This is a genomic window from Streptomyces sp. NPDC003327, from assembly GCF_053589515.1.
Genome location: NZ_JBSFSA010000034.1, coordinates 31,237 through 57,077 on the forward strand (window position 1 = coordinate 31,237; position 25,841 = coordinate 57,077).

Here is a 25,841-nt window from a genome sequence, read left to right on the forward strand (position 1 = left end):
GGTATGTGGCGGGCGGCGCGGCCCGGGCGGTGATGCGCTGGGGAGGCGCGCGCCGCCCTCGTCGGCCGCGTCACCGACAGCCGATCGACAGCCGACCGACAGGGGGCGCGATGCGCGACGGGCCGAACGACGGGACAGGACGCGACGACCTGCCGGAGCGGATACCCGGACGGGATCCGCAGGACGGCGGTGACCCCTGGCGGCGCCTGCCCGCCATGACCCCCGCCGGCCGCCCCCCGGCCGCGCCCACCTCCACCCCGGCGCCCGAGCCACCCCCGGCCGGCCCCCACGCCAAGGGGCCCGGAACCGCGACGCCCCGGGCCACCACCCCGGCCGCCCGGCCCGTCGCCCCGCTGCCCCGGCGGCTTCGCGCCACCGCCGCGGCCGACCCGGCCCCGGCCCCGGCGTCGGCACCGAGCCGGACCGTGGCGCCGAGCCCCCTCGACCCCGGGGCGAGCCACGACCCGCACACCGTGCACCGCGTCCTGCGCGAGCGGTTCCCCCTCACGTACGACCCGCTGATGCGCGCCTGGATCCTCAGCCGGTACGCCGACGTGGCCACCGCCCTCACCGACGCCCGCTTCACCCACGGCCACCGGCCGGGCGACCCGCCCTGCGCCCGCGCGCACGTCGACGTCGACCTCGGCGAGCTGCGGTCCGTCGCCGAACGCACCGCCCACGTCCTCGCCCGCCGCATCGCCGGACGCCCCCAGGCCGACCTGGTGGCCGACTTCTGCCACTGGCTGCCGGCCGGCACCGTGGCCGCCGCCGTCGGCGTCCCGTACCGCGACATGATGCGGCTCGTGCGCGGCCGGGCGGCCGGGGCGCTCGCCGGGGAGTGCGGCGGCCAGATCGCCGTACGGGAGAAGGCGCTCGCCTCGTTCCTCGGCAACGTCCTCGCCGACCCCGACCAGGTCGCCGCCCTCCGCGACGCGCCCGCCGCGCTCGTCGCCCGCGCCTGGAACGAGTCGCTGCGCCGCGATCCCCCCGTCCAGGTGGCCGTCCGCCGCACCTCGACCGACGTGCGGGTCGGCGGCGGCACGATCCCGGCCGGTTCCTCGGTGGCCCTGCTCATCGGCTCCGCCGGGCGGGACCCGGAGCGCTTCCGCGAGCCCGACCGCTTCGACCCGCTGCGCGACGACCCCGACCAGCTCACCTACGGCAAGGGCTTCTGCCCGGCCGTGCTCCTCGCCGGCTACGAGGCGGAGTACGCGCTGCGGGCGCTCTTCGAGGCGATGCCGAAGCTGCGCCTGGCCGACGGTTTCCGGCCCACGCCGACGGGCGTCATCACGCGTGCCCCACGGAGCCTGATCGTCCGCCCGGACGGCGGCTGAACCGGAGCTGTCCCCGGCCGCTGCTAGGGTGACGTGCGCTCGTCAAACGAGCCATTCGCTCTACCACTTTCAACGGGGATCCACACATGAATAAGCGTCATGTTCGAGCCATTGCTGTCTTCGGCATCGTGGTCGTCGCCCTGACCGGCGCCCGCGGCTCGGGCGGCGGCAGCTGCGGCGGCGGAAGCAGCAGCTCCGGCAGCAGCTCCAGCGGCGGCAGCAACCACAGCGACGACAACGGCACCTCCGGCGGCACCGGCGGCTCGGTGCCCGGCGGCTCCAGCAGCGCCGACAAGGCCGTCCGCGACGTGACCATCGACGAGTGCAAGTACGACCCGGCGACGAAGAACCTCGTCGCCCGGGTCACGGTCAAGAACGACGGCGCCCTCGACTACGACTACAGCGTCACGATGCGGTTCCTGGGCGACGCGGGCGGCACCGCGATCCCCGCGACCGCGACCGAGACCGGCATCGCGGTCGCGTCCGGCGCTTCCCGGAGCGCCGAGCTGACCACCCCGTACACCGGCTCCGGCGACGGCTCCGAGTACACCAAGTGCGAGGTCTCGCGGGCCTCACGCTCCTGACGCGCGGGCGAGGAGCGCCACCGGCCGCTCGGCGAAGAGCTCCGCGAGCTTGAGCTCCGTCGCCGGGCCGCCGGTGAACTCCCGCACCCCGTCCAGGACATCGAGCCACCGGCCCTCGGGCAGGACCAGCTCGGTGTCCTGCCAGCCGCCCGACTCCGCGAGGAGCAGCGGCAGCCGGGTCACCGCCGTCACGACCTCCCCCGAGCGCGCGAAGGCGAGGCAGTGAGCGGCTGCCGGACCTTCCGCCGTCAGCGGCACGTAGTCCCCGGACGGCCCGAAGGCTCCGGGGCGGCTGCGCCGCAGCCCCAGCGCCGCGCGGACCAGGGCGGTCTTGTCGTCGTCCGGCCCCACGGCGAACGGCTCCCGGTTGTCCGGGTCCACGAGCGCCCGGTACTCCCGCTCCGTGTTCTGGTACAGCTCCGGCACCCCCGGCATCGTCAGCTGGACGAGCGCCGCGCCCAGCGCGTGCACCCGGACGTGCGGCTCCAGCGCGAAGGCCGCCTCCGAGACCGCCCGCAGCGGGATGCGGCCCGGGCCCGCCGCCACGAACTCGGCGACCGCCCGCTCGTAGGCCGGGTCCGGCTCGGTCCAGCTCGTCCGCAGCCCCGCCTCCCGTACGGACTTCAGCACGGCGGCCCCGATGCGCTCCGCGTCCGGGGTGCCGAAGCCGAAGGCCGTCTGCCAGGCCGTCCAGGCCAGATGGGGGTCGGGCGCGGGCACCCCGGACACCTCGTCCAGGAGCTCCGCCCACACCTCGGGGCACTGCGCGAGGACCGCGATCCCGGCCCGTACGTCCCCGCTCCGCTTGGTGTCGTGGGTGGACAGGACCGTGCCGGTGCCGGGCCAGTCGCGCGCGAGCCGCGCGCAGTAGGCGTGGAACTCCTCGGGGGAGACCGCCGGGCGGCCGGGGTCGCCGCCCACCTCGTTGGCCGAGAGCAGCGGCGCGTACCGGTAGAAGGCGGTGTCCTCCACCGACTTGGCGCGCAGCGCGGACGAGGTCTGCGCGAACCGCGCCCGGAACGCCCGGTGGTCGGGGCCGTCACCCAGGGTCCCGAGCGCGAGCCCCCGCACGGTGTCGACCGCCGAGGCCTCCTCCGCCACCGCGAACGCGGCCTTCGCGCCGCGCGCGGCCGCCGGGGTCAGCACCTCCTCGCCGCCGGTCCGGTAGGCGCGGTAGACCGGGACCCGGACGAGGAGCTCCCGGATCGCGGTGCGCAGCGCCCACGGGGCGTGGTCCCGCAGCGCGGGGTCGGCGGCGCAGATCCGGTCCGCCAGCCGGGTGAGCACGGCGGTCTCGGCCGCCAGGTCGTGCGTCACCACCTCGTACGCGGCCCGCCGGGCCGTCGCCTCCCACGCGCCGCCCCGGTCGGCGGAGCTGCGGGTGAACGCCCGGTACAGCGCGTCGAGCCGCTCGGCCCCCGCCGGGTCCGTGAAGACGCCGTCGAGCCGCCGCAGCGCGTCGTACCCGGTGGTGCCGGCCACCGGCCAGGCGTCGGGGAGCCGTTCGTCGCCGGTGAGGATCTTCTCCACCACCGTCCAGCACCGGCCGCCGGTGGCCTCCGCCAGGTCCTCCAGATAGCCCTGCGGATCGGCGAGCCCGTCAGGGTGGTCGATGCGCAGGCCCTCGATCACCCCGTCCCGCACCAGCTCCACGATCTTCCCGTGGGTGGCCGCGAAGACCTCGGGGTCCTCCACCCGCACCCCGATCAGCTCCGAGATGGTGAAGAAGCGCCGGTAGTTCAGCTCGGTGCGGGCCAGCCGCCACCAGGCGAGCCGGTACCACTGGGCGTCGAGCAGCTCGTCGAGCGGCAGCCTCTCCGTGCCCGGCCGCAGCGGGAACTCCTGCCCGTCCAGGTGCAGCGCCCCGTCGGCGACCCGCAGCCGGTCCCGCACCTCCGGCAGCCGGGCCGGGAGCACCGGCAGCAGCAGTCGCCCGTCGCCCGCCGACCGGTCGACGTCGAACCAGCGGGCGTACGGGGAGTCGGGCCCGTCCCGCAGCAGGGCGCGCAGCGCGTGGTTGTGGCGGGGCGAGGCCGCCATGTGATTGGGGACGAGGTCGACGACCAGGCCCAGCCCGTGCGCGCGGGCGGTCGCCGCGAGGGCCCGCAGGCCGTCCTCGCCGCCCAGCTCGGCCCGTACGGTCCGGTGGTCGGTGACGTCGTAGCCGTGGGCGGAGCCCGGCACCGCCTCCAGGATCGGGGAGAGGTGCAGATGGGAGACCCCGAGCCCGGCGAGGTGCGGCACGGCCCGCTCGGCGGCGGCGAACGGGAAGGAGGGCTGGAGCTGGAGCCGGTAGGTCGCGGTGGGCTGGACGGGACGGGCGGAATGGGCCGGGATAGGCGTCATGCGAACGTACGTACCCCGTGGCGCGGCTTCTGTGTCATCGCCCGGTGCATCCGATCGCGTGCGGGGGCCCGGTTCACTCCCGGGGCGTACGCCGCCGGGCTCCGCGCCGGACCGACATCACCCGTTCGGGTGCCGCCGGACGGCGGCACCCGAACGCGGGCGTGTCCCCGCCCTCAGGCGGGCCGGCGCAGCACCGTCAGGCTGAGCGGCGCCAGCGTCACCCGTTCGCCGCCCGCAAGCTCCGGCCCGACCTCGGGCGGCATGCCCTCCGGGTCCGAGGTGTCGACCACGGTCCGCCAGCATCGGCCGTGGCTGTCCGGCACCGTGAACTCCAGTTGCTGCGCGGAGGCGTTGAACATCAGCAGGAACGAGTCGTCGGCGATCCGCTCGCCCTGCTGGCCCGGCTCCGAAATGGCCTGGCCGTTGAGGAAGACGGTCAGCGCCTTCGCGTGCGCGGCCTGCCAGTCGCGCGCGGTCATCTCCTCGCCCTCGGGCGTGAACCACGCGATGTCGGTCAGCTCGTCGTGCGTGCCCTCCACCGGCCGGCCGTGGAAGAAGCGGCGCCGCCGGAAGACCGGGTGGTCGCGGCGCAGCCGCACCATCGCCCGGGTGAAGCGGAGCAGGGTGGCGGCCTCGCTCTCGCTGTTCGTCTTCGGCCAGTGGACCCAGGAGACCTCGTTGTCCTGGCAGTACGCGTTGTTGTTGCCGCCCTGGGTCCGCCCGAACTCGTCGCCGTGGCTGAGCATCGGGACGCCCTGCGAGAGCATCAGCGTGGCGAGGAAGTTGCGCATCTGGCGGGCGCGCAGCTCGGTGATGCCGACGTCGTCGGTCTCGCCCTCGGCGCCGCAGTTCCAGGACCGGTTGAAGCTCTCGCCGTCCCGGTTCCCCTCGCCGTTGGCCTCGTTGTGCTTGTCGTTGTACGAGACGAGGTCGCGGAGCGTGAACCCGTCGTGGCAGGTCACGAAGTTGACCGAGGCCAGCGGCCGCCGCCCGTCGTCCTGGTACAGGTCGGAGGAGCCGGTCAGCCGGGAGGCGAACTCGGCGAGCGTGCGCGGCTCGCCCCGCCACAGGTCCCGCACGCAGTCCCGGTACTTGCCGTTCCACTCGGTCCACAGCGGCGGGAAGTTGCCCACCTGGTAGCCGCCCTCACCGACGTCCCAGGGCTCGGCGATCAGCTTCACCTGGCTGACCACCGGGTCCTGCTGCACCAGGTCGAAGAAGGACGACAGCCGGTCCACCTCGTGGAACTGCCGCGCGAGCGTGGCCGCCAGGTCGAAGCGGAAGCCGTCCACGTGCATCTCGGTCACCCAGTACCGCAGGCTGTCCATGATCATCTGGAGCACGTGCGGGGACCGCATGAGCAGCGAGTTCCCGGTGCCGGTGGTGTCCGTGTAGTACCGCGGGTCGTCCCCGAGCCGGTAGTACGAGGGGTTGTCGAGGCCCCGGAAGGAGAGCGTCGGCCCCAGGTGGTTGCCCTCGGCGGTGTGGTTGTAGACGACGTCGAGGATGACCTCGATCCCCGCCTGGTGCAGCGCCCGGACCGCCGACTTGAACTCCAGGACCTGCTGGCCCCGGTCGCCCCAGGAGGCGTAGGCGTTGTGCGGGGCGAAGAAGCCGATGGTGTTGTAGCCCCAGTAGTTCGACAGGCCCGCGTCGACGAGCCGGTGGTCGTTCACGAACTGGTGGACCGGCATCAGTTCCAGCGCCGTGACGCCCAGCTCCTTCAGGTGCCCGATCACCGCCGGGTGCGCGAGCCCCGCGTACGTCCCGCGCAGCTCCTCCGGCAGCTCCGGGTGGAGCATCGTCAGGCCCTTCACGTGGGCCTCGTAGATCACCGTGTGGTGGTATTCGGTGCGGGGGCGCCGGTCGTCGCCCCAGTCGAAGTAGGGGTTGACCACGACCGAGGCCATGGTGTGGGGCCCGGAGTCCAGGTCGTTGCGCGCGTCCGGCCGCCCGAACGGATAGCCGTACACCGCCTCGCCCCAGTCGATCGAGCCCGACATGGCCCGCGCGTAGGGGTCCACGAGCAGCTTCGCCGGGTTGCAGCGCAGCCCGCGCTCCGGCGCGTACGGGCCGTGGACACGGAACCCGTACCGCTGGCCCGGCATCACGCCGGGCAGATAGGCGTGACGCACGAACGCGTCGGTCTCGCGCAGCTCGACCGCCGTCTCCGAGCCGTCGTCGTGGAGGAGGCACAGCTCGATGCGGTGCGCGGCCTCCGAGAAGACCGCGAAGTTGGTGCCCGCTCCGTCATAGGTGGCGCCCAGGGGGTACGCCTGTCCCGGCCAGACCTGCATGGATTCGACTCTTCCTCTTCTGTCCGGGTTTCGGTAGATGTCCTTCGGCCAGATCCTGCCCGAAAGTCGGGCAACCTCCTAGGACTTCGCCCCGTCCTACCGGGTGACCGCACGCCAGCGGGGGATGTAGGGGGAAATGTGTACGAAATAGTGCGCCGCCACCTGGGGAAGGTGGTGGCCGGAACGGCCATGGCGGTGACCGGGACCGCCGCCGCGGTCGCGATCAGCCTGCCGGGGACCGTCTCGGCCGTGGACGGGGCGCCCGGACGGACCGGCAGCGCCGCGCCCGGGGCCGCCACCGGCGGAGGAAACGGGGAAGCGGGCGCCGGGGCGGGCACGGGCGCCGCGGCGGGAGCCGGTGCCGGGGCACAGGCGCGGGGCGCCACGCCCCCGCCCGCGACCGTGGCCCCGCCCGCCCGCGAGGGCACGAAGGGCGTGGGCACCGACCCGCTCACCGACGACGAACTCGCACGGGCGGAGGCGCTGGCGCTGACCCCGCCCGCCGCCGCCCCGCAGCAGGACGTGGCCGGCGGCCGGGGACCGCAGCACCTCGGCACCGAACTCGCCGACCCGCTGCCCGGCCAGGACGGCGTCCGCCGCGCCGAGGTCCGCTTCTACGACTACGGCACCGACGCGCTCCTGACCCGGACCGTCAACCTCGCCACCGGCAAGGTCGAGCGGACCACCTCCCAGCGCGGCGTCCAGCCCTCCGCCCACCCCGAGGAGCTCCGCGAGGCCCTGGAACTGATCCTCGCGAGCCCGCTCGGCAAGGGCGTCAAGGAGGACTACAAGGACGCCACCGGCAAGGAGCTCACCTCCACCGGCCAGCTGTGGTTCAACGGCGACGTCTACCGCCCGTACCGCGAGCGGAACGTGCCGGACCAGCTCGCCCGCTGCGGCGAGCACCGCTGCGTCCGCCTCGTCACCAAGGTCCTCAACGGCGCCTGGATCGACACGCGCGACATCGTCGTCGACCTCTCCACCAGGGCCGTCGTCCGCGTCGGCTGACCACCGCCGCGCCCGACCGGACCCTTTCACCATCCACGTACGAGGGAGTACGTCCGCATGTCCCGCATGCCCAACCTGCGACCCCGGCGCGCCCGCACCCGCGGCGCCGCCCTCACCGCGGCCGCCCTGCTCGGCGCCGCCACCGTCACCGCGGCGGCCGGTCCCGCGACCGGCTCCACCGGCGCCCCCCGGCCCCCCGGCACGGGCACGCAGGCGCGCCCCGCCGCACCGGCCCCGTCCACCGACTGCTCGGCCGCCTACCGCATCACCCAGACGCTCGACGGCGGCACCACCTGGCGCATGTGCTGGCGCTACAGCACCGACGCCGGGCTGATCCTCGACAAGGTCACCTACCAGCCGCCCGGCGCCGCCGCCCCCATCCGGGTCCTCACCACCGCCCGGCTCGCCCAGATCCACGTGCCGTACGACGACGGGGGCGCCGAGTACGACGACCTCACCGGCGCCGGGTTCGGCTGGGGCCTGCAGAACCTCAAGGCTGCCGAGTGCCCCGGCGGCACCATCACCACCGTCAAGGTGCCCGAGGTCGGCCAGGTCAAGGGCCTGTGCACCACGACCAGGGCGCGCGGCCACGCCTACCGCATGGCCGCCGACTCCGGCAGCGGCGTCTACCAGTCGCAGGCCAAGGACCTGCTCGTCTACACGGTCAACAAGGTCGGCTGGTACGAGTACATCTCCGAGTGGCGGTTCTCCTCCGACGGCACCATCGGCGCCAACGTCGGCGCCACCGGCAGCCTCTCGCCCGTCGACTACAACGCCACCGACGGCCGCGGCTGGCCGATCGGCAAGGGCGCCCGCGGCTACGCCACCAGCCACGCGCACAACGTCTTCTGGAAGCTCGACTTCGGCCTCGACGGCTCCACCAAGGACCGCGTCGAGCAGTACGACTCCGTCGTGACCGCGCCCACCGCCGGCGGCGGGCCGACCGTCAAGACCACGCGCACGGTCGTCACCAAGGAGCTCGCCGGCGACGCGAAGAACATGCGCTGGTGGCGCGTGGTCAGCGGCACCGGCAAGAACGCCGACGGGCACCCCCGCTCGTACGAGATCGTGCCCGGCCACACCGACACCCACGCGGGACGCGGCTTCACCAAGCACGACGTGTACTTCACCCAGTCCCGCGCCTGCGAGCAGTACGCCAGCAACAACATCGGCAACTGCGGCGCCAACGCCGGTGACAGCGTGGACAAATGGGTCAACGGGGAGACTCTGACCAAACCGTCCGTCTGGGTCAACATCGGGTTCCACCACGTCGCCCGTGACGAGGACCAGCAGCCGATGCCGGTCCACTGGCAGGGCTTCCAGCTCGCGCCCCGGGACGTAACCGCTATGAATCCGCTCACTCCGGCCGATCTCGCCTCCCAGAACGGGCAGCCCGATCTGGGGAGTTGAGCGAGCAGCCTGCCGATCCGGCTGCACCGCCTCCCGCTCGCGGAGTACCCTTCCTTGATCGTTGTCGGAGTGGTCGAGACGAGCGTCCAGAAGCAGAAGGCGGTGCGCGGGTGAGCTCGGGAGGTCGGGAGCTGCCCCCAGGGGACGCGGGTCACGAGGGGGGTCCGGCCGAACCCGCGGAGACGCCGGCCGGAGCGGCCGTGCCCCCGGGTACGGCCGCGCCCGGCGCGGTCACCGTCGCCCGGCCCGTGGAGATCGGCGCCGAACTCGACTGGGACGCCGAGGCCTGGAGCGAGGTCCGCACCCGCGCCCAGCGCGCCGGACGGGCCTACATCTGGCTGAACCTCGTCGAGCAGCGCCTGCGGGCCGTGGTCGCCGCCGTGCTCCGGCCCGTGTACGAACCCGTGCACGGCGAGGAGTGGGTGGTGGCCGCGGCCGGTCCGGCGGGCCAGGAATGGGTCCAGCGGGCCGCCGCCGTCCGCGAGGTGTCGCGCCGCAAGGGCTACCTCCTCGACCCGGCCGACGACAACGTGCTGAGCTTCCTCACCCTGCCGCAGCTGCGCGAGCTGATGGTGCAGCACTGGCCCTGCTTCGAGCCCTACTTCGACGACCGGCGCGAGGTCGAACTGGCCCTCGACGAGCTGGAGGTCACCCGCAACGTCGTCTCCCGCAACCGCGCCCTCTCGCTGACCGTGCTCGCCCAGTCCGAGCGGGCCTCCGCCCGCCTCCTGGAGATCCTCGGCAGCGGCGCCGGCGTCCCCTCCGCCGACCGGCTGCCCGTGGACGCGGTCGAGGACCTCGTCGGCGACCGGTACGCGGACGTCGTCTCCGTCCACCCCGACCGCGTGCGGCTCCAGCGGCAGCTGCCCGCGGAGGACCTCTTCGGCGGAGCCCGCCGCCTCGACGCCACGGGCATAGGCCTCAACCTGCTCGTGCAGAACTTCTCCGGGCGCCGCATGGTCCGGCTCGCCGAGTCCGGCTGCCGCACCCGGCTCCTCTTCCTCAACCCCGCCAGCAGCGCCGTCAAGCGGCGCGAGCGGGAACTCGGCCTGAAGAAGGGCGAACTCAGCCGCTCGGTCGAGATGAACATCCTGCACATGCGCCGGGTCCGCTCGAAGCTCCGCGACCCGGGCGCCTTCCAGATCCACGTCTTCGACGAGACCCCGCGCTTCACCGCCTACCTGGTGGACGGCGACGGCCCGGACGGCGTCGGTGTCGTCCAGTCCTACCTGCGGCGGGCCCGGGGCATGGAGGCCCCGGTCCTCGTCCTGCGCGGCGGCGGCCGGAACGTGGTCCGCCACGATCGGCGCGACAGCCACGGCGAAAGCGGACTTTTCGAGACGTACCGGGAGGAGTTCGAGTCGGTCTGGCTCGACTCCCGACCCGTCTCCTGAACCCGTTGTCAGTGGCCCGTGCGAGGGTGGTCAGCACCACGGGGGAGATCACGCAAGGAGGACCCGATGGCTTGGCACGGTGAACCACTGGTCGGCTTCGACCTGGAGACGACCGGCACCGACCCGCTGGAGGCGCGGATCGTCACCGCCTCGGTCGTCGGCTTCCACGACGGACGGGTCGTCCGCCAGCGCGACTGGCTCGCCGACCCCGGCATCCGCATCCCCGAACAGGCGTCCGCGATCCACGGCATCAGCAGCGAGCGGGCCGCCGCCGAGGGCCGGCCGGTGCGCGAGGTCGCCGACGAGATCGCGGAGACCCTCACCGGGTACTGGCGGCAGGGCGTGCCCGTCGTGGCGTACAACGCCTCCTTCGACCTCACGCTCCTCGCCGCCGAACTCCGCAGGCACCGACTGCCGTCACTGGGCGACCGGCTCGGCGGCGCCGGCATCGGACCCGTCGTCGACCCGTACACGATCGACCGCGCCGTTGACCGCTACCGGCGCGGCAAGCGGACCCTGGAGGCGGTCTGCGGGGAGTACGGCGTCGTCCTCGAAGCCGCCCACCAGGCCGCCGCCGACGCCCTCGCCGCCGTCCGCGTCGCCGTCGCGATAGCCGAGCGGCACCCCGCCGTCGCCGCCCTCGACCCGGCCGCGCTCCACGAGCGGCAGATCGGCTGGTACCGCGCCTGGGCCGAGGACTTCCAGGCCTTCCTGCGCCGCAAGGGCGACGCCGAGGCCGTCGTCGACCCGGTCTGGCCCCTGCGCGGCGACCTGGTCCGGGTCGCTTCCTAGAGCAGACGCCCCTGCACGACAGACGCCTGCGCGGCGACGCCGTCCCGGCCGCCTCCCGGCGGAGACGCCCCCACCCGCCGTACCTCCGCCAGCCGTTCTCCTCGATGTCGAGCCCCACCTCGGACAGCTTCGCCCGCATGGCAACACCCCGTTCCCACCGCGCACTTCGGTCGGAGCCCCTGATGTCAGAACGGGTACCAGCGGACCTCCGGGTCGCCCTCGCGCAGCGAGGCCACCCGCCGCCCGAACTCGGCCAGCGCCTTCGGGTTCGTCGGCGCGTGCTGCGCCACCCACGCGCAGCTCGCGGTCTCGCGCGCCCCGCGCAGCACCGCGCACCCCTCCCACTCCCGCACGTCCCAGCCGTACGCCTCGGTGAACGCCGTGTAGGCCGCCGGGTCCAGGCCGTACCGGTCGCGGGACAGGGCCAGGACCACCAGATCGTGTTCGCGCAGGTCCGAGGAGAACGTCTCCAGATCCACCAGGACCGGGCCGTCCGGGCCGACGTGCACGTTCCGCGGCAGGGCGTCCCCGTGGATCGGGCCCGGCGTCAGGTGAGGGGTGAGCGCGGCCGCCGCCGGGGCGAAGGCGTCCCGCCGCTCCCGCAGGAACGCCGCGTCCGCCGGATCGATCGCGTCGCCCGCGAGACGCAGCCAGCGCTCCACCCCGCCGAGCAGCTCCCGCCGGGGCAGCGCGAACCCGTCCGGCTCCGGCAGTGCGTGCACGGCCCGCAGCAGCGGGGCCAGATCACGCGGCTCCGGCGCCCGGACCGCCTCCGGCAACCGGTGCCACAGCGTCACCGGCAGCCCCTCGACGAGCAGGGGCCTCTCCTCGGCCGGCCGCACCGCGGGCACCCCCGCGTCCGCGAGCCACGACGCCAGCGCCAGCTCCCGCTCCGCCCGCCCGAACAGCTCCGCGTCCCGGCCGACCTTCGCCACCAGACCGCCCACGGCGAAGACCGCGTTCTCGCCGAGGGCCAGCAGCCTCGCCTCCGCCGCGTCCAGCCCCGCCGCGGCCAGGACCTCCCGCGCCCGCGCCTCGTCCATCGACCTTCTCCCTCCAGCACGCCTCCGCAGCACGCTTTCGCGCCAAAGTCTCCCATCCGCCCAGCTCACCCCGCCCGTCGCCTTGACGGCCCGACGGGCCGTCAGCACCATGGCGGGATTCCGCACGGCGGAGCCGGCGGCGCGGGGGACGGAGGGCGGACATGAGCTCGATGACCGCGACGAAACGGCCCGGGGGAACACGGACCCCGCGCGCCGCCCCCGGCGAGCGCCCACGCGGCCCGGACCTCGGCGCCTGGTTCCTGGTCCTCCCCGCGCTGCTCCCGATCCTCGTCCTCAGCGTCGGCCCGCTGCTCTACGGCATCGCACTCGCCTTCACCGACGCCCAGTCCGGCCGCACCCGGCCCACCCAGTGGGTCGGCACCCTGAACTTCCAGGACCTGCTGCACGACGGGCTGTTCTGGGACTCCTTCCGCATCGGCCTGCTCTGGGCCGTCGGCGTCACCGTCCCCCAGTTCCTGCTCGCCCTCGGCCTCGCGCTGCTCCTCAACCAGAACCTGCGCCTCCGCTGGCTCGCCCGCGCCCTCGCCATCATCCCGTGGGCCATGCCCGAGGTCGTCGTCGGCATCATGTGGCGGCTCGTCTACAACCCCGACGCCGGCATCCTCAACGAGACCCTCCGCGACCTCGGCCTCGGCCAGGGCCACGACTGGCTCTCCGGTCTCGCCACCGCACTCCCCGCCGTCGTCCTCGTCGGCGTCTGGGCCGGCATGCCGCAGACCACCGTCGCCCTGCTCGCCGGACTCCAGAACACCCCGAAGGAACTCCACGAGGCCGCCGCCCTCGACGGCGCCGGAGCCTGGCGCCGCTTCCGCGCCGTCACCTGGCCGGCCCTGCGGCCGGTGGCGCTCGCCATCACCGCCCTCAACCTCATCTGGAACTTCAACTCCTTCGCCCTCGTCTACGTCCTCACCAACGGCGGACCCGGCGGCCGCACCCGGCTCCCCATGCTCTTCGCGTACGAAGAGGCCTTCCGCTACGGCCAGTTCGGCTACGCCGCCGCGATGGGCTGCGTCATGGTCGCCGCCGTCTCCGTGCTCATCGCCCTCTCCCTCGTACGCCGGCTGAAAGGGGACCAGGACCGGTGAGCGCCCTCCGCACGAGCAGAACCGCGCGATGCGGCCAGTACGCCGCCCTCCTCGCGTACCTCCTCTTCCTCGCCCTGCCGTTCCTCTGGCTGGTCTCCACCGCCTTCAAACCCGCCCCGGAACTGGCCTCGCTCCACCCCACCTGGATCCCCGAGCACCCCACCCTCGCCAACTTCCGGCAGGCCTTCGACGAGCAGCCGCTGCTCAGGGCCGCCGGAAACAGCCTCGTCGCCGCGGTCGCCGCCGCCCTGATCGCGGTGACCGTCGCCACCCCGCTCGCCTACGTCACCGCCCGACGGCGCGGGGCCCTGGCCACCGCCACCACCGGCTGGGTCGTGATCAGCCAGGCCTTCCCCTTCGTCCTGGTGATCATCCCGCTCTTCCTCGTTCTGAAGAACCTCCACCTGATCAACACCGTCGTCGGACTCGTCCTCGTGTACGTCGTCTGGTCGCTGCCCTTCGCCCTCTGGATGCTCATGGGCTACGTCCGGGCCGTCCCCGCCGAACTGGAGGAGGCCGCCGCGGTCGACGGCGCCGGACGTCTGCGCACCCTCGTCTCGGTCACCGGGCCGCTGCTCGCCCCGGGTGTCGTCGCCACCGCCCTCTTCGCCTTCGTCACGGCCTGGAACGAGTTCTTCTTCGCCCTCGTCCTGCTGAAGACCCCGGAGAAGCAGACCCTGCCCGTCGTCCTCACCCACTTCCTCGGCGCCGAGGGTGTCGCCGACCTCGGGCCGCTCGCCGCCGCCGCCTTCCTCGCCACCCTTCCCTCCCTCGTCGTCTTCGCCGTCCTGCAGCGCCGGATCTCCGGCGGGATGCTCGCCGGGGCGGTGAAGTCATGAGGTGGACCCGGCCGATCGGCGCCCTCGCCGCCGCGCTCGCCCTCCTCCTCGCCGGCTGCACCGACGGCGCGAGCGGCGACGGCCCCCACGACGGGGTGATCCGGCTCCGCTTCCAGTCCCTCGCCTGGCAGCGGGAGTCCGTCGACGCCAACAAACAGCTGGTGAAGGAGTGGAACGCCGCCCACCCCGGCGTCCAGGTGGAGTACGTCCAGGGCAGCTGGGACTCCGTCCACGACCAGCTCCTCACCGCCTTCGAGGGCGGCGAGGCGCCCGACATCATCCACGACGCCTCCGACGACCTCGCCGACTTCGCCCACGGCGGCTACCTCGCCGACCTCCGCCCGCTCCTCTCCGCCCGGCTGCGCGCCGACATCCCCGCCCGCAGCTGGGAGACCACCACCTTCGGCGACGGGGTGTACGGCGTGCCGTTCCTCCAGGAACCCCGGGTGATCATCGCCAACCGGGCGATCCTGGAGTCCTCCGGCGTCCGCGTCCCCACCCCCGAGAAGCCCTGGAGCTGGCCCGAGTTCCGGCAGGTCGCCCGCGACCTCACCCGCACGATGGGCCGAGGCCGGTACGCGATCGCCTGGCCCCTCAAGGAACCCGTCTCCGTCAGCCTCAACCTCGGGCTCTCCACCGGAGGACGGCTCTTCCACCGGGAGCCCGACGGCCGGACCGAGATCCGCTTCACCGACGCCGACGCCGTCGTCCCCGCCACCGTCCACGACCAGGTCGTCACCGACGGGACCGCCCCCCGCACCACCCTCGGCAGCGGCGGCTCCGACACCCTGCCCGGCTTCTTCGCCGGCACCTACGCCATGGTGCCCCTCGGCTTCGCCTACCGGCAGCAGATCGTCCAGCAGGCCCCCGAGGGCTTCGACTGGACCGTCCTGCCCGCCCCCGCCGGGAGCGAGGGCCTCGCCCAGGGCGTCTCCCCGCAGACCCTGTCGATCGCCGAGGACACCCCGTACAAGAAGGAGGCGGCCGCCTTCCTCGACTTCCTCCTGCGACCCGCGAACATGGTGCGCCTCGCGCGCGGCGACTGGATGCTCCCCACCGGCACGACCGCCCTCGCCGACCCCTCGCTCCACACCGAGGAGGACGGCTGGGCCACCGGCGCCGCCCTGGCACGCCACCTCCGGCCGGCCCCCGCGCAGTCGGTGCGGGGCTACCCGGAGTGGAAGGACAAGGTCGCCACCCCCGCCTACCAGGAGTACTACAGCGGGGCCGTCGACCTCGCCGAGCTGCGCCGTCGCCTCGTCGAGGACGGCAACCGGGTGCTCGCGCGGTATCAGCGGAAATGATGGTTTCGTCATTACGAAACCTTGTTGAATAAGTCACAGATGGGTGAAGGGTCTTCACCGCGGCCACCCGCATCCGCGAGTGTTCGAACCAGCCACCGTGCCGCCCCCCACGCGGCGCGGTGGCGCCCCCTAGGCTGCACCCCATGACGACGACGTACGCGGCGCTCCTGCGCGGCATCAACGTGAGCGGGCGGCGCAAGGTGCCCATGGCGGAACTGCGGTCCGTCATCGAAGGGCTCGGGCACCGGCACGTCCGCACCTACCTCCAGAGCGGGAACGCCGTCTTCGCCACCGACTCCCGCGCCGGCGAGGACGGCCTCACCGCGGAGCTGGAGGACGCCGTCGAGGCCCGCTTCGGCTTCCGCGTCGACTGCCTCGTCCGCGACGGCGCCTACCTCGCCGCCGTGGCCGAGAACTGCCCCTTCCCCGCCGCCGAACTGGACGCGAAGCAGCTCCACGCCGTGTACGCCTCCGGGCCCCTCGAACCGGAGCGGTTCGCCGCCGTCGACCCCGCGGCCTACCTCCCGGAGCAGTTCGCCCTCGGCGACCGCGTCCTCTACCTCCACACGCCCGGTGGCCTCGGCACCTCCCGGCTGGCCGACGCCGTCACCCGCCCCTTCGTCGTGAAGGGGCTCGTCACCACGGCGAGGAACTGGAACACCGTCCGCACGCTGGTGGAGATGACCGGCGAAGCGGCCCAGTCGGACGAGGTCTGATTGGCCCGGGGGAGCAGGCCAACAGCGCTCCAGGCTCGTCGGCATGACGACCCACGGCCCCACCGTCGACTTCTCCTTCGACCCCGCCTGCCCCTTCGCCTGGATCACCTCCCGCTGGCTCCTGGAGGTCGAGCGCCACCGCCCCGTCGACCTCCGGACCGGTCCTGCGGGCGATCCCGCGCGGCGAGAAGGCCGCCGAACTCTTCGACGCCTTCCGCACCCTGGCCGGCCACCCCGACCTGTTCGAGCTCAAGCGGACCCGCACCGGCGGGCTCGACTTCAGCTGACGCGCGCCGCGGCCCCGAGCAGCCGCTCCGCCGCACGCGCTTCCTCGTACCGCTCCACGAGGAGCGCGGCCAGCTCGGTGGAGGGGCCGAGGACGTCCGCCAGCACGTCGGCGTCCGCCGCGCCCGCCGCGATCCGGTCCGGCAGCCGGCCGGGGGCGATCACGTACGGGGCGACGGCCACGCGCCGGACGCCCGGCTCCGCACGGAGGGCCCGGACGGCCTCCTCCGTACGGGGAAGGGATGCGGAGGCGAACGCGGGCCGCACGGAGCACCAACCGGTGCGCCGCAGCTCCCGCGCCGTTTCTGCGATCACCGCGATCGCCTCCGGGTCGGTGGAGCCCGCCGAGGCCAGGACGACCCCGGTCGCGCTCTTGTCGCCGGGCGTGAGCCCGGCCTCGTACAACCGCCGCTCCACCGCCGCGATCAGCAGCGGCGACGGGCCGAGGACCTCCGCCTGCCGGATCCGCAGCGAGGCGGGGGCCTGCCGCAGCACGGCCGGGATGTCGGCCTTGGCGTGGAAGGCCCGGGTCAGCAGCAGCGGCAGCGCCACCACGTCCCGGACCCCCTCGGCCGCGAGCCGCTCCAGGACCCCCGTCACCGACGGCAGGTTGAACTCCAGGAACGCCGTCTCCACGCGCACCCCCGGCCGCAGCGCACCGGCCCGGCGCACGAGCGCCTGGACGGTCGCCGCGTGCCGCGGGTCGCGGCTGCCGTGGGCGACGACCAGGAGGACGGGGCGGTTCATGGCGGTGGGTCAGCCCTTGACGAGCAGGCCGCGACGGCGCAGCACCGTGCGCTCCAGCGGGCTGAAGATGAGCAGGTCGATGGCGATGCCGACGACGAGGATCAGGATGATCGCCAGGAAGATGCCCGGCATGTCGAAGTCGTTGCGGCCGTTCTCCAGGAGCTGGCCGAGGCCGAGGCCCAGCTCGGGCGAGGAGGCGATGATCTCCGCCGCCATCAGCGAGCGCCACGAGAACGCCCAGCCCTGCTTCAGTCCGGCGAGGTAGCCCGGCAGCGCGGCCGGCATCACGATGTACCAGGCGCCCTTGAGGCCCGTCGCGCCGAGCGTCTGGCCGGCCCGCAGGAAGAGCGGCGGGACCTGGTCGACGCCCGAGACGAGGCCGTTGGCGATCGACGGGACGGCGCCCAGCAGGATCACCGCGTACATCATGCTGTCGTTCAGGCCGAGCCACAGCACCGCGGGCGCCACCCAGGCGACCGAGGGCAGCGACTGCAGCCCCGAGAGGATCGGGCCGATCGCCGCGCGGACGAACTTCACCCTGGCGACCAGCAGGCCGAGCGGGGTGCCGATGGCGAGCGCCATCAGGAAGCCGAAGAGAGCGCGGGAGACGCTGGTCCACAGGACCTCGAGGAGCGTGCCCTCCAGCCACATCCTGGACAGGCTGTCCCAGACCGCGGACGGCGCGGGCAGCTTGTACTCGTCGGTGACCTTCGCCCAGACCAGCAGCTGCCAGACCACCAGGACGAGCGCCACGGCGATCAGCGGCGGCAGGACCTTTTTGAGCAGGACCTCGCTGACCGGCGTCCGCCGGATCTGCACGCTGTCCAGGGCGTCGAGGCCCGCTTCCAGGCCGGCGAGGTCGTCGGCCTTCCCGGTCTTCGGGCTCGTCTCAGTGCTGGCCATGACGGCGGATCTCCCCACGCAGGTGCTCGGTGATCTCGAGGGACAGTTCCGCGACGTCGGCGTCCTCGATGCGGCGCGGCTGAGGAATGTCGATGGTCCACTCGCGGGCGATCCGGCCCGGCCGGGACGACAGGAGGACGACGCGCTCGGCCAGCCGCACGGCCTCGCGCACGTTGTGGGTGACGAAGAGCACCGACAGCTTCGTCTCCCGCCAGATCCGGGTCAGCTCGTCGTGCAGCACGTCCCGGGTGATGGCGTCGAGCGCGGCGAACGGCTCGTCCATCAGGAGCAGGTCACTGGCCTGCGCCAGCGCGCGGGCCAGCGCCACGCGCTGCCGCATGCCGCCGGACAGCTCGTGGACCCGCTTGCCGTACGAGCCGCCGAGCCGGACCAGTTCGAGCAGCCGCTCGGCCTCCGGGCGCCGCTCGGCCTTGGGCACCCCGCGCAGCCGCAGGGCCAGTTCGATGTTCTTGCCCGCGGTGAGCCACGGGAAGAGGGCGTGCTCCTGGAACATCAGGGACGGCCGGCCGCCGGGGGTCTCGATGGACCCCGCGGTCGGCCGGTCGAGCCCGGCGACCAGGTTGAGCAGGGTGGACTTGCCGCAGCCGGAGGCACCCAGGAGGGTGACGAACTCGCCGGGCGCGACGTCGAGCGAGATGTCGTCGAGGACGAGCTGCCCGCCGCCGGGTCCGGCGAAGGACTTCGATACGTGCGCGATGCGCGCGGCGTGGCCGGTGGCCTCCGTGCGGTCCTCGGCCTTGGCGATCGTCGTGGTCGTGGCCATGGTCGTCACCTCCTGGGTGTGAGCGGCGGGCGGACTTACTTCACGCCGAGACCGGCGTCGGAGACCTCGGGCTTGCCCGCGGCCTTCAGGACCTTGTTGAGCGGCTTCAGGTCGTAGATGCCGGTCAGGTCGGGCTCCTCCAGGAGGCCGGCCTTCACCGCGTGGTCGGCCTGGGCCCGCAGCGTGGAGGCCAGCGGGTCGTCCGTGAACACGATGGACGGCCAGGCGGCGTCGATGACCTTCGCGCCGAGGGCCTTGCCGGAGAGGTCCTTGAGCTTGGCGTTGGCCGAGGCCTTCGCCTTGTCCTTGTTCGCGTTGATCCACTCGTTGGTCTTCACCGCGCCGCGCAGGAACGCCTCGACGACGTCGGGGTGTTCGGCGAGGAACTTCTGCGACACGATGATGTTGGTGATGACGAACTTCTTGTCCGGCCAGATGTCGGACTCGTCGAGCAGCACCTTCGCGCCGTCGGAGACGAGCTTCGACGCGGTCGGCTCGGGCACCCAGGCGCCGTCGATGGAACCGGACTTGTAGGCGTTCGGGGTCGTCTTGTTGTCCGAACGGACCACCGACACGTCGCCCTGGCCGCTCGCGGAGTCGACCTTCCAGCCCTTCTCCGCGATCCAGTTGAGGAAGGCGACGTCCTGCGTGTTGCCCTTCTGCGGGGTGGCGATCCGCTTGCCCTTGAGGTCGTCGAGGGTCTTGATCTTCGCCGGGTTCACCACGAGCTTGACGCCGCCGGAGGCCGAGCCGCCGATGATGCGCAGGCTGGAGCCCTTCGACTTGACGTAGCCGTTGATGGACGGCGAGGGGCCGATGAAGCCGATGTCGATCGAACCGGCGTTGAGCGCCTCGATCTCGGAGGGGCCGGCGTTGAAGGTGGTGGTCTTCAGGACGGTGCCGCCGAGCTCCTTCTGGAAGATGCCCTCGCGGTCGCCGACCAGGGCGGTGGCGTGCGTGAGATTGGGGAAGTACCCGAGCCGTACGGTGTCGGCGGAGAGCTTCGCGCCCTCGGCGGCCACCTTCTTCTCGTCGTTCTTGGCCTCGGAGCCGTAGCCGCAGGAGGCGAGTGCGCCGATCAGCAGCGGCAGGGCGGCGGCGGCGACCAGGCCGCGGCGCAGGGTGGTACGGGTCGTGGCAGGCACGGGAGGTGTCCCCTCGATTCAGCGTTTTCGAAGTCTGTGTCTATGTCGTTCGGGGTGGAGCGGGTGGTGCGGCATCGCGCCGCCGCAGCGGCGCGCGGAGGTCAGCACGCACATCGCGCGACACCTCCCATGCCTGCGCCGAGGGCGCCGGAGCCCACCCGACCGCCCTCCTTCGCGAAGGTGGCGTACATGTTCAGGTCCATTCAGAAATCCCACCCTTCCTCGTCGTCCTCGACGCTGGCCACAGCCTTGGTGGTGGCGAAGGACTCGCCCGCCATGCCGGCCGCCAGCGTGGTGCCGTCGGCCGGGTCGATCAGCAGGAACGAACCGGTCCGGCGCGAGTCGGCGTACGCGTCGAGCGCGAGCGGCTCGGCGGTGCGGACCCTCACCCGGCCGATGTCGTTGGCGACGAGCTGCCCGGGCTCCGGGTGCTGGGTGAGGTCGTCCAGGGTGAGCCGGGACGGGATCTCCTTCACGATCGCCTTGACCGTGCGCGTGGTGTGCTTGAGCAGCACCCGCTGCCCGACGGTGAGCGGCTGGTCCGCCACGTGGCAGACGGTCGCCTCGACGTCCTGGCTGGTGGCCGGGGCGTCCGCGCTCGGGGCGAGCAGGTCGCCGCGCGAGATGTCGATGTCGTCGGCGAGCCGGATCGTCACCGACTGCGGCGCCCACGCGATGTCCACGGACTCGCCGAGGGCGTCGATCGCCGTGATCGTGGACGTCTTCCCCGAGGGCAGGACGGTGATCTCCTCGCCGACCCGGAAGGCACCGGCCGCGATCTGGCCCGCGTAGCCGCGGTAGTCGGGGTGCTCGGCGGTCTGCGGGCGGATCACGTACTGGACGGGGAAGCGCGCGTGGCAGGCCGTCAGGTCGTGGCTCACCGGCACCGTCTCCAGGTGCTCGAGGACCGTCGGGCCGCCGTACCAGTCCATGTGCGCGGACGGCTCCACCACGTTGTCCCCGGCGAGCGCCGAGATCGGGATGGCGGTGATCTCCGGGACGCCGAGCTCGGAGGCGTACGTCGTGAACTCGGCGGCGATCGCGGCGAAGACGGGCTCCGCGTAGTCGACGAGGTCCATCTTGTTGACGGCCAGGACGACGTGCGGGACCCGGAGCAGGGCCGCGACCGCGGCGTGCCGGCGGGTCTGCTCGACGACGCCGTTGCGGGCGTCCACCAGGACCACGGCAAGCTCGGCCGTGGAGGCGCCGGTGACCATGTTCCGGGTGTACTGCACGTGTCCCGGGGTGTCGGCGAGGATGAACCGGCGGCGCGGGGTCGCGAAGTAGCGGTAGGCCACGTCGATGGTGATGCCCTGCTCGCGCTCGGCCCGCAGGCCGTCCGTCAGGAGGGCCAGGTCGGGGGCCTCCTGGCCGCGGTTGCGTGAGGCGTGCTCGACGGCCTCCAGCTGGTCGGCGAGGACCGACTTGGAGTCGTGGAGGAGCCGGCCCACCAGGGTGGACTTGCCGTCGTCGACGGAGCCCGCGGTCGCGAAGCGCAGCAGGGTGGTGGCCGCCAGCTGGTCGGACAGCTGCTCGGTGGACGTGCTCATTAGAAGTACCCTTCGCGCTTGCGGTCTTCCATCGCGGCCTCGGACAGCTTGTCGTCGGCGCGGGTGGCGCCCCGCTCGGTGAGGCGGGAGGCGGCGATCTCGGCGATCACGGCGTCCAGCGTGGTGGCGTCGGAGTCGACGGCGCCGGTGCAGGACATGTCGCCGACGGTGCGGTAGCGGATCAGCCGCGTCTCCACCGTCTCGGACTCCTTCGGGCCGCCCCACTCGCCGGCCGTCAGCCACATGCCGTTCCGCGCGAACACCTCGCGCTCGTGGGCGAAGTAGATCTCCGGGAGCTCGATGCCCTCCCGCTGGATGTACTGCCAGACGTCCAGCTCGGTCCAGTTGGAGAGCGGGAAGACGCGGACGTGCTCGCCCGGCGCGTGCCGGCCGTTGTAGAGCTGCCACAGTTCGGGGCGCTGACGGCGCGGGTCCCACTGCGAGAACTCGTCGCGGAGCGAGAAGACGCGCTCCTTGGCGCGGGCCTTCTCCTCGTCGCGCCGGCCGCCGCCGAACACCGCGTCGAAGCGGTGCTGCTGGATCGCCTCGGTGAGCGGCACCGTCTGGAGCGGGTTGCGGGTGCCGTCGGGGCGCTCGCGCAGCTTCCCGGCGTCGATGTACTCCTGCACGGAGGCGACGTGCAGCCGCAGCCCGTGCTCGGCGACCACGCGGTCGCGGTACTCGATGACCTCGGGGAAGTTGTGCCCGGTGTCGACGTGCAGCAGCGTGAAGGGGATCGCGGCGGGGGCGAAGGCCTTCAGCGCCAGGTGCAACATGACGATGGAGTCCTTGCCGCCGGAGAAGAGGATCACCGGCCGCTCGAACTCGCCCGCCACCTCACGGAAGATGTGGACGGCCTCGGACTCCAGGGAGTCGAGGTGCGACAGCGCGAACGGGCTGTCGGTGGTGTCGTGGGCGTGAGCGACGGTCGTCATGCCGCGTCCCTTTCGTTCGCTTCTCCACCCGCGCGGCGCACCGGTGCGGCTTCCGTACTCGTCTGCGGGCGCGTGGCCGCGCGCACGTCGCTCACAGCAGACCCCTCTCGGCGAGCAGCGCGTGCAGCTGCGCCGCGGACTCCTGCACGGTCTGGTTCTGGGACTCGATCCGCAGGTCGGGCGTCTCGGGCTCCTCGTAGGGGTCGTCGACGCCGGTCAGACCGGAGATCTCGCCGGCCGCCTGCTTGGCGTAGAGGCCCTTCACGTCACGGACCGAGCACACGTCGACCGGGGTGGCGACGTGGACCTCGACGTAGGCGGTGCCCTCCGCCGCGTGGCGCTTGCGGACGGCCTCGCGGCTGTCGGCGTACGGGGCGATGACCGGGACCAGGACCTTCACGCCGTGCGAGGCGAGCAGCTCGGCGACGAAGCCGATCCGCTGCACGTTGGTGTGGCGGTCCTCGCGGGTGAAGCCGAGGCCCGCCGAGAGGAACTCGCGGATCTCGTCGCCGTCGAGGATCTCGACGCGGTGGCCCTCGTCGCGGAGCCGGCCGGCCAGCTCGTACGCGATGGTGGTCTTGCCGGCGCTCGGCAGGCCCGTGAGCCAGATGGTGGCACCGGTCACGTGGTTCTCCTGGGGGGTGTCGGGGGTGGTCATCAGCCGTGCAGCCCGCATTCGGTCTTGGCGCGTCCCGCCCAGCGGCCCGCGCGCGCGTCCTCGCCGTCGAGGACCCGGCGGGTGCAGGGGGCGCAGCCGACGGAGGCGTAACCGTCCATCAGGAGCGGGTTGGTGAGGACCCCGTGCTCGGCGACGTACGCGTCGACGTCGTCCTGCGTCCAGCGGGCGATGGGGGAGATCTTGACCTTCTGCCGCTTCTCGTCCCAGCCGACGACGGGGGTGCCCGCCCGGGTTGGGGACTCGTCGCGGCGCAGGCCGGTGGCCCACGCGCCGTACGCGGTGAGCCCCTCCTCCAGCGGCCTCACCTTGCGCAGGGCGCAGCACAGGTCGGGGTCGCGGTCGTGCAGCTTCGGCCCGTACCGGGCGTCCTGCTCGGCCACGGTCTGACGCGGGGTCAGGGTGATGACGTTGACGTCCATGACGGCGTCGACGGCGTCCCGGGTGCCGATCGTCTCCTCGAAGTGGTAGCCCGTGTCGAGGAAGACGACGTCGACGCCCGGCGCGACGCGCGAGGCCAGGTGGGCGACGACCGCGTCCTCCATGGACGAGGTGACGCAGAACCGCTCGCCGAAGGTGTCCACGGCCCACTGGAGGATCTCCAGCGCGGACGCGTCCTCCAGGTCGCGGCCCGCCTGCTCGGCGAGCGCCTTGAGGTCGGCCGCGGTGGCATCCTGAGTGATCGTCATATCCCTTCCCTCCCAGAGATGTTGCCAGAAGTTCCGGGGGCGAGCAGCCCCAGGAACTTCAACTGGAAGGCTCGGCTGCACGCGGCGCATTCCCAGGCGCCGTGACCCTGCTCGTTCGGACGCAGGTCCTCGTCCCCGCAGTAGGGGCAGAAGAAGGGCGCCGCACGCTCGCTCATGAGAGGGCCTCCTCCGAGGCGCGGGTGGCCCAGGCGGCGAAGCGCTCGCCGGTCTCGCGCTCCGCCTGGAAGCGCTTGAGGACCCGCTCGACGTAGTCGGGGAGCTCGGCCGCGGTGACCTTGAGGCCGCGGACCTTCCGGCCGAAACCGGCCTCCAGGCCGAGCGCGCCGCCGAGGTGCACCTGGTAGCCCTCGACGCGGTTGCCCTCGTCGTCCAGGACCAGCTGGCCCTTGAGGCCGATGTCGGCGACCTGGATGCGGGCGCAGGCGTTGGGGCAGCCGTTGATGTTGATGGTCAGCGGCTCGTCGAACTCCGGGATGCGGCGCTCCAGTTCGTCGATGAGCGAGGCGCCGCGGGCCTTGGTCTCGACGATGGCGAGCTTGCAGAACTCGATGCCGGTGCAGGCCATCGTGCCGCGCCGGAACGGCGAGGGCGTGACGCGCAGGTCCAGCGCCTCCAGGGCGGCGACGAGCGACTCGACCTGGGCCTCCTCGACGTCGAGGACGAGCATCTTCTGCTCGGCGGTGGTGCGGACCCGGCCCGAACCGTGCGCCTCGGCGACCGCGGCGATCTTGGTGAGGGTGGGGCCGTCGACCCGGCCGACGCGCGGGGCGAACCCGACGTAGAAGAGGCCGTCCTTCTGCCGGTGGACGCCGACGTGGTCGCGCCAGCGGCCGGCGGGCTGCTCGGGGGCGGGGCCGTCGGTCAGCTTCCGCTTCAGGTACTCGTCCTCCAGGACCTGGCGGAACTTCTCCGCGCCCCAGTCGGCGACGAGGAACTTCAGGCGGGCGCGGTTGCGCAGCCGCCGGTAGCCGTAGTCGCGGAAGATCGAGATGACGCCCTCGTAGACGTCGGGGACCTCGTCGAGGGAGACCCAGGTGCCGAGGCGGACGCCGAGCTTGGGGTTGGTGGAGAGGCCGCCGCCGACCCAGACGTCGAAGCCGGGGCCGTGCTCGGGGTGGCGCACGCCCACGAAGGCGATGTCGTTGATCTCGTGGGCGACGTCGAGCAGCGGCGATCCGGAGACGGCCGACTTGAACTTGCGGGGCAGGTTCGAGAAGTCCTTGTTGCCGACGATCCGGCGCTGGATCTCGTCGATGGCGGGGGTGCCGTCGATGATCTCGTCGGCGGCGATCCCGGCGACGGGGGAGCCGAGGATGACGCGCGGGGTGTCGCCGCACGCCTCGGTGGTGGAGAGGCCGACCGCCTCCAGGCGGTTCCAGATCTCCGGGACGTCCTCGATGCGGATCCAGTGGTACTGGACGTTCTGCCGGTCCGTGATGTCCGCCGTGCCGCGCGCGAACTCCTCCGAGATCTCGCCGATGACGCGGAGCTGTTCGGTCGTCAGCCGGCCGCCGTCGATGCGGACGCGGAGCATGAAGTACTCGTCGTCCAGCTCCTCCGGCTCCAGGACGCCGGTCTTGGTGCCGTCGAGGCCCTGCTTGCGCTGGGTGTAGAGGCCCCACCAGCGCATGCGCCCGCGCAGGTCGTTGGGGTCGATCGAGTCGAATCCACGCTTGGAGTAGATCGTCTCAATACGTGTCCGCACATTGAGACCGTCGTCGTCCTTCTTGAACTGCTCATTGCCGTTCAGGGGGGTGAAGTGCCCCACGGCCCACTGACCCTCGCCACGGTGACGCCCGGGCTTGCGGCGGGCGGCGGCGGGGGTGGGGTTTTCCGGGGTGGCGGCCATGGCGTTTTGTCCTTCGGGACTGCGAGAGGGCGGCTCTGACCTGCACACACGCGCTCAGGTCAGAGGGTGGCGCGACGGTGCGCA

The 25,841-nt window shown here is 72.9% G+C and carries 23 protein-coding genes and 2 pseudogenes; 12 read left to right on the forward strand and 13 right to left on the reverse strand.

Features of this window, described 5'->3' with window-relative positions; all coding sequences use genetic code 11:
- Positions 1-110 precede the first annotated feature (110 nt).
- Positions 111-1,334, forward strand: a complete 1,224-nt coding sequence (locus ACWDVG_RS23235; protein WP_451701358.1) for a cytochrome P450 — start codon at positions 111-113, stop codon at positions 1,332-1,334.
- A gap of 86 nt (positions 1,335-1,420) precedes the next feature.
- Positions 1,421-1,918 (forward strand): hypothetical protein, encoded by a 498-nt coding sequence (locus tag ACWDVG_RS23240; RefSeq protein ID WP_451701360.1) that lies wholly within the window; start codon positions 1,421-1,423, stop codon positions 1,916-1,918.
- On the opposite strand, the gene treY is transcribed toward ACWDVG_RS23240, so the two are convergent.
- On the reverse strand, positions 1,907-4,264 hold the full coding sequence (gene treY, locus ACWDVG_RS23245; protein WP_451701362.1) for a malto-oligosyltrehalose synthase: 2,358 nt from the start codon (positions 4,262-4,264) through the stop codon (positions 1,907-1,909). The two genes, ACWDVG_RS23240 and treY, sit on opposite strands and share 12 nt — an antisense overlap.
- Before the next feature lie 173 nt (positions 4,265-4,437).
- A complete protein-coding gene (gene glgX, locus ACWDVG_RS23250) occupies positions 4,438-6,561 on the reverse strand; it encodes a glycogen debranching protein GlgX (RefSeq protein WP_451701364.1) in 2,124 nt (707 codons plus the stop codon).
- A gap of 138 nt (positions 6,562-6,699) precedes the next feature.
- Between glgX and ACWDVG_RS23255 the strand changes: the two genes are divergently transcribed.
- The 4 genes from ACWDVG_RS23255 (at position 6,700) to ACWDVG_RS23270 (ending at position 11,165) form a co-directional block, all read left to right on the forward strand.
- Positions 6,700-7,569 carry a Tat pathway signal sequence domain protein gene (locus tag ACWDVG_RS23255; protein WP_451701366.1) on the forward strand — a complete coding sequence of 290 codons (870 nt, stop codon included), beginning with the start codon at positions 6,700-6,702 and terminating at the stop codon, positions 7,567-7,569.
- Between the two features lie 66 nt (positions 7,570-7,635).
- Complete coding sequence (locus ACWDVG_RS23260; RefSeq protein ID WP_451701432.1) at positions 7,636-8,979, forward strand: copper amine oxidase; 1,344 nt, start codon at positions 7,636-7,638, stop codon at positions 8,977-8,979.
- Positions 8,980-9,089: 110 nt separating this feature from the next.
- Positions 9,090-10,373: an SAV2148 family HEPN domain-containing protein gene (locus ACWDVG_RS23265; protein ID WP_451701368.1), complete on the forward strand. Its 1,284-nt coding sequence runs from the start codon at positions 9,090-9,092 to the stop codon at positions 10,371-10,373.
- A gap of 66 nt (positions 10,374-10,439) precedes the next feature.
- Entirely contained in the window at positions 10,440-11,165 is a 726-nt protein-coding gene (locus ACWDVG_RS23270) for an exonuclease domain-containing protein (RefSeq protein WP_451701370.1), read from the forward strand.
- Between the two features lie 185 nt (positions 11,166-11,350).
- Here the strand turns inward: ACWDVG_RS23270 and ACWDVG_RS23275 are convergent, their stop codons facing one another.
- Positions 11,351-12,208 carry a phosphotransferase enzyme family protein gene (locus tag ACWDVG_RS23275; RefSeq protein ID WP_451701373.1) on the reverse strand — a complete coding sequence of 286 codons (858 nt, stop codon included), beginning with the start codon at positions 12,206-12,208 and terminating at the stop codon, positions 11,351-11,353.
- Between the two features lie 161 nt (positions 12,209-12,369).
- Between ACWDVG_RS23275 and ACWDVG_RS23280 the strand changes: the two genes are divergently transcribed.
- The 6 genes and pseudogenes from ACWDVG_RS23280 to ACWDVG_RS23305 form a co-directional block, all read left to right on the forward strand.
- Positions 12,370-13,314 (forward strand): carbohydrate ABC transporter permease, encoded by a 945-nt coding sequence (locus ACWDVG_RS23280; RefSeq protein ID WP_451701375.1) that lies wholly within the window; start codon positions 12,370-12,372, stop codon positions 13,312-13,314.
- Positions 13,311-14,153, forward strand: a complete 843-nt coding sequence (locus tag ACWDVG_RS23285; protein WP_451701378.1) for a carbohydrate ABC transporter permease — start codon at positions 13,311-13,313, stop codon at positions 14,151-14,153. The genes ACWDVG_RS23280 and ACWDVG_RS23285 overlap by 4 nt, the downstream gene beginning before the upstream one ends.
- Positions 14,150-15,457, forward strand: coding sequence for an ABC transporter substrate-binding protein (locus tag ACWDVG_RS23290; RefSeq protein WP_451701380.1), 1,308 nt, complete (start codon positions 14,150-14,152; stop codon positions 15,455-15,457). The genes ACWDVG_RS23285 and ACWDVG_RS23290 overlap by 4 nt, the downstream gene beginning before the upstream one ends.
- A 143-nt stretch (positions 15,458-15,600) precedes the next feature.
- Complete coding sequence (locus tag ACWDVG_RS23295; protein ID WP_451701383.1) at positions 15,601-16,173, forward strand: DUF1697 domain-containing protein; 573 nt, start codon at positions 15,601-15,603, stop codon at positions 16,171-16,173.
- A 43-nt stretch (positions 16,174-16,216) separates the two neighbouring features.
- Positions 16,217-16,298: pseudogene (locus ACWDVG_RS23300) on the forward strand (disulfide bond formation protein DsbA); the annotation flags it as partial.
- A 30-nt stretch (positions 16,299-16,328) separates the two neighbouring features.
- Positions 16,329-16,460 (forward strand): annotated as a pseudogene (locus ACWDVG_RS23305) (mycothiol-dependent nitroreductase Rv2466c family protein); the annotation flags it as partial.
- Here the strand turns inward: ACWDVG_RS23305 and ACWDVG_RS23310 are convergent.
- The 10 genes from ACWDVG_RS23310 to ACWDVG_RS23355 form a co-directional block, all read right to left on the reverse strand.
- A complete protein-coding gene (locus ACWDVG_RS23310; protein WP_451701385.1) occupies positions 16,453-17,205 on the reverse strand; it encodes a sirohydrochlorin chelatase in 753 nt (250 codons plus the stop codon). The pseudogene ACWDVG_RS23305 and the gene ACWDVG_RS23310 overlap by 8 nt on opposite strands.
- 9 nt (positions 17,206-17,214) lie before the next feature.
- Positions 17,215-18,108: an ABC transporter permease gene (locus ACWDVG_RS23315; protein WP_451701387.1), complete on the reverse strand. Its 894-nt coding sequence runs from the start codon at positions 18,106-18,108 to the stop codon at positions 17,215-17,217.
- On the reverse strand, positions 18,095-18,892 hold the full coding sequence (locus ACWDVG_RS23320) for an ABC transporter ATP-binding protein (RefSeq protein WP_451701390.1): 798 nt from the start codon (positions 18,890-18,892) through the stop codon (positions 18,095-18,097). Before ACWDVG_RS23320 ends, ACWDVG_RS23315 begins: the two co-directional genes overlap by 14 nt.
- Positions 18,893-18,927: 35 nt before the next feature.
- Positions 18,928-20,037 (reverse strand): aliphatic sulfonate ABC transporter substrate-binding protein, encoded by a 1,110-nt coding sequence (locus ACWDVG_RS23325; protein WP_451701392.1) that lies wholly within the window; start codon positions 20,035-20,037, stop codon positions 18,928-18,930.
- A 203-nt stretch (positions 20,038-20,240) separates the two neighbouring features.
- Positions 20,241-21,587 (reverse strand): sulfate adenylyltransferase subunit 1, encoded by a 1,347-nt coding sequence (locus ACWDVG_RS23330; protein ID WP_451701394.1) that lies wholly within the window; start codon positions 21,585-21,587, stop codon positions 20,241-20,243.
- Positions 21,587-22,522, reverse strand: coding sequence for a sulfate adenylyltransferase subunit CysD (gene cysD, locus ACWDVG_RS23335; protein WP_451701396.1), 936 nt, complete (start codon positions 22,520-22,522; stop codon positions 21,587-21,589). Before cysD ends, ACWDVG_RS23330 begins: the two co-directional genes overlap by 1 nt.
- Before the next feature lie 91 nt (positions 22,523-22,613).
- Positions 22,614-23,180, reverse strand: a complete 567-nt coding sequence (gene cysC, locus ACWDVG_RS23340; RefSeq protein WP_451701398.1) for an adenylyl-sulfate kinase — start codon at positions 23,178-23,180, stop codon at positions 22,614-22,616.
- Positions 23,180-23,887 (reverse strand): phosphoadenylyl-sulfate reductase, encoded by a 708-nt coding sequence (locus ACWDVG_RS23345; RefSeq protein WP_451701400.1) that lies wholly within the window; start codon positions 23,885-23,887, stop codon positions 23,180-23,182. Before ACWDVG_RS23345 ends, cysC begins: the two co-directional genes overlap by 1 nt.
- Positions 23,884-24,063, reverse strand: coding sequence for a hypothetical protein (locus ACWDVG_RS23350; protein ID WP_451701402.1), 180 nt, complete (start codon positions 24,061-24,063; stop codon positions 23,884-23,886). The genes ACWDVG_RS23345 and ACWDVG_RS23350 overlap by 4 nt, the downstream gene beginning before the upstream one ends.
- Positions 24,060-25,757, reverse strand: coding sequence for a nitrite/sulfite reductase (locus tag ACWDVG_RS23355; protein ID WP_451701404.1), 1,698 nt, complete (start codon positions 25,755-25,757; stop codon positions 24,060-24,062). The genes ACWDVG_RS23350 and ACWDVG_RS23355 overlap by 4 nt, the downstream gene beginning before the upstream one ends.
- Between the last annotated feature and the right edge of the window lie 84 nt (positions 25,758-25,841).

Coding starts and splice junctions, on each gene's coding strand:
- ACWDVG_RS23235 (WP_451701358.1), top strand. CDS start 111: ATGCGCGACGGGCCGAACGACGGGACAGGACGCGACGACCTGCCGGAG.
- ACWDVG_RS23240 (WP_451701360.1), top strand. CDS start 1,421: ATGAATAAGCGTCATGTTCGAGCCATTGCTGTCTTCGGCATCGTGGTC.
- treY (WP_451701362.1), bottom strand. CDS start 4,264: ATGACGCCTATCCCGGCCCATTCCGCCCGTCCCGTCCAGCCCACCGCG.
- glgX (WP_451701364.1), bottom strand. CDS start 6,561: ATGCAGGTCTGGCCGGGACAGGCGTACCCCCTGGGCGCCACCTATGAC.
- ACWDVG_RS23260 (WP_451701432.1), top strand. CDS start 7,636: ATGCCCAACCTGCGACCCCGGCGCGCCCGCACCCGCGGCGCCGCCCTC.
- ACWDVG_RS23270 (WP_451701370.1), top strand. CDS start 10,440: ATGGCTTGGCACGGTGAACCACTGGTCGGCTTCGACCTGGAGACGACC.
- ACWDVG_RS23275 (WP_451701373.1), bottom strand. CDS start 12,208: ATGGACGAGGCGCGGGCGCGGGAGGTCCTGGCCGCGGCGGGGCTGGAC.
- ACWDVG_RS23280 (WP_451701375.1), top strand. CDS start 12,370: ATGAGCTCGATGACCGCGACGAAACGGCCCGGGGGAACACGGACCCCG.
- ACWDVG_RS23290 (WP_451701380.1), top strand. CDS start 14,150: ATGAGGTGGACCCGGCCGATCGGCGCCCTCGCCGCCGCGCTCGCCCTC.
- ACWDVG_RS23295 (WP_451701383.1), top strand. CDS start 15,601: ATGACGACGACGTACGCGGCGCTCCTGCGCGGCATCAACGTGAGCGGG.
- ACWDVG_RS23310 (WP_451701385.1), bottom strand. CDS start 17,205: ATGAACCGCCCCGTCCTCCTGGTCGTCGCCCACGGCAGCCGCGACCCG.
- ACWDVG_RS23315 (WP_451701387.1), bottom strand. CDS start 18,108: ATGGCCAGCACTGAGACGAGCCCGAAGACCGGGAAGGCCGACGACCTC.
- ACWDVG_RS23320 (WP_451701390.1), bottom strand. CDS start 18,892: ATGGCCACGACCACGACGATCGCCAAGGCCGAGGACCGCACGGAGGCC.
- ACWDVG_RS23330 (WP_451701394.1), bottom strand. CDS start 21,587: ATGAGCACGTCCACCGAGCAGCTGTCCGACCAGCTGGCGGCCACCACC.
- cysD (WP_451701396.1), bottom strand. CDS start 22,522: ATGACGACCGTCGCTCACGCCCACGACACCACCGACAGCCCGTTCGCG.
- cysC (WP_451701398.1), bottom strand. CDS start 23,180: ATGACCACCCCCGACACCCCCCAGGAGAACCACGTGACCGGTGCCACC.
- ACWDVG_RS23345 (WP_451701400.1), bottom strand. CDS start 23,887: ATGACGATCACTCAGGATGCCACCGCGGCCGACCTCAAGGCGCTCGCC.
- ACWDVG_RS23350 (WP_451701402.1), bottom strand. CDS start 24,063: ATGAGCGAGCGTGCGGCGCCCTTCTTCTGCCCCTACTGCGGGGACGAG.
- ACWDVG_RS23355 (WP_451701404.1), bottom strand. CDS start 25,757: ATGGCCGCCACCCCGGAAAACCCCACCCCCGCCGCCGCCCGCCGCAAG.